We start from the raw sequence: 2,378 nt of genomic DNA on the forward strand, positions 1-2,378 counted from the left end.
AGAGTAGGACGTCGCCAAGCAACTTTAAGACGAGTCAGAATGACTCGTCTTTTTTGTATTTATAACTTTGTATTAACCTCAAGGTACCATTTTAAGTGATCCCTCTTCTTTTAATTCTCTTATATTCAATTTCTTTCATCACTTTCGATGTGTAGTTTAAGATTTTCTATTTTATTTTTTGCGGAAGCAATCTATCGGTGTGTTAAAATAGTACAGTTATTTTTTGAAGTACTTTAATATAGGGAGATTTAATTTTTAAAAAGGAGATAATATGAAAAAGATAGGTATAATTACTATAGTAGTCTTAGTCCTTCTAGCGATTGTGTATATGTTAGTTGGGAATTATTTTTATAACTATGCGTTGAATGCGAAACAAGAAAAAGAATTTTTGCAAGATAATCCTCATTTAGTAGAAACGGTAAATGCATCGGGAGATGTATTGGCTACAAATGAAGAAAAGAATGCGAACTTCGTATCAAAGTATAAGCCTAACACATTAACTATGCGTTCTTTCGATAAACTGAATTTAACAGGTTATGAATATATGAATGAACAATCGAGTCATAAATGGGCAATTGTAGTTCATGGATACAATGGTAGGGCATCAGAAATGACGAAATATATTCGTAACTTTTATGAACAAGGCTATAATGTCATAGCACCAGATCTTCGTGGGCACGGAAATAGTGAAGGAGATTATGTTGGTATGGGCTGGCATGACCGTAAAGACATTTTGATTTGGATTCAACAAATTGTAAAGAAAGACCCTAATGCCGAAATAGCACTCTTTGGTGTTTCAATGGGCGGGGCAACTGTAATGATGACTTCAGGTGAAGATTTACCTTCTAATGTTAAAGTTATTATTGAAGATTGTGGATACTCAACTGTTGTTGATGAATTTACTTATCAATTAAAAGATCTATTCCATTTGCCGAAGTTTCCTGTTATGAATGCGGCAAATACAGTTACAAAATTAAGAGCTGGATATGATTTAGAAGAAGCTTCAGCTATTAAACAAGTTGCAAAAAGTAAAACACCGATGCTCTTCATTCACGGGGATGCGGATACATTCGTTCCTTTTGAAATGTTAGATGAAGTGTATAACGCTGCAAAAGTAGAAAAAGAGAAATTAATTGTTTCAGGTGCTGGACATGGAGAAGCTGAGAAGATAGATTCAAATACATACTGGAATACCGTATGGAAGTTCGTAGGGAGATATATTCCAGCATAATTAGATTTACATATGCGATAATCAGAAGGTAATACTTTTGATTATCGTTTTTCTATTTATAAATTCATTTTAGGTTTCAGTATATAAGGCTTGAAGCATAAATTTTTGAATTTCTTAGTGTCAGTGCTACAATGATTGGAAACTACATGTTAATGAGGTGTTTCTATGAAAATTGAAGTATGGTCAGATTTTGTATGTCCATTTTGCTATATTGGGAAACGTAGATTAGAAATGGCTTTAGAGCAATTTCCGCATAAGAAGGATGTTGAAGTTGAGTTTAAAAGTTTTGAATTAGACCAAAATGCTCCAATCTATTCTGGAACAAGTATTAATGAAGTACTTGCATCAAAGTATGGGATTAGTATTGAAGAAGCTAAACGTAATAACGTGCAACTAGGCAATCATGCAGCTAGTATGGGTTTAAGTTTTAATTTTGATGAGATGAAGCCGACGAACACTTTTGATGCGCATCGTCTTGCGAAATTTGCAAAGAATCAAGGGAAAGAAAAAGAGATTACGGAAAATCTACTTTTTGCATACTTCACTGAATCGAGAAATTTAAGTGATGTGGATACTCTTGCTACTATCGCTGAAGTATCAGGCTTAGATAAGCAAGAAGCTTTAAGTGTTATTAACGATAAAAATGCGTATGCCAATGATGTTAGAATTGATGAATCGATTGCACAGCAATATCAAATTTCGGGAGTACCTTATTTTATTATTAATCAAAAGTATGCTATTTCGGGTGCGCAACCACTTGAGACTTTTGTTGGTGCACTTCAGCAAGTGTGGGAAGAAGAGAATCCTGTACCTAAGTTACAAGAGCTTTCTTCAAAAGGTGGAAGCGATATGTCTTGTACGGATGAAAGTTGTTCGGTACCTTCAAAAGAACAATAGTTTTTATGATGGAAAGCAACCCATAGAGTATTTTATGGGTTGCTTATATATTCTTATAGAAGAGGTATGTGAATGGGTTTATAAAAAAATGAAGTTTTTTATAAAAACATATTGACGATTACTACTTAGAGGTGTAATATAGAACAAGTCGCCGATGCAATAACGCAGAATGCGATAAACAAAATGAAAAACTTAGTTGACATTAACTAACGAAGATGTTAACATAAGGGAGTCGCAAATGAGCGGCTAA

The 2,378-nt window shown here is 33.7% G+C and carries 2 protein-coding genes; both read left to right on the top strand.

Features of this window, described 5'->3' with window-relative positions; translation table 11 throughout:
• The first annotated feature begins 271 nt into the window (after nucleotides 1–271).
• Nucleotides 272–1,231, top strand: coding sequence for an alpha/beta hydrolase (locus DN390_RS29330; RefSeq protein WP_147809223.1), 960 nt, complete (start codon nucleotides 272–274; stop codon nucleotides 1,229–1,231).
• Nucleotides 1,232–1,396: 165 nt separating this feature from the next.
• Complete coding sequence (locus DN390_RS29335; protein WP_060629303.1) at nucleotides 1,397–2,128, top strand: DsbA family oxidoreductase; 732 nt, start codon at nucleotides 1,397–1,399, stop codon at nucleotides 2,126–2,128.
• Nucleotides 2,129–2,378: the final 250 nt, after the last annotated feature.

The organism is Bacillus sp. SH7-1 (assembly GCF_008042405.1).
Lineage (GTDB): Bacteria > Bacillota > Bacilli > Bacillales > Bacillaceae_G > Bacillus_A > Bacillus_A thuringiensis_N.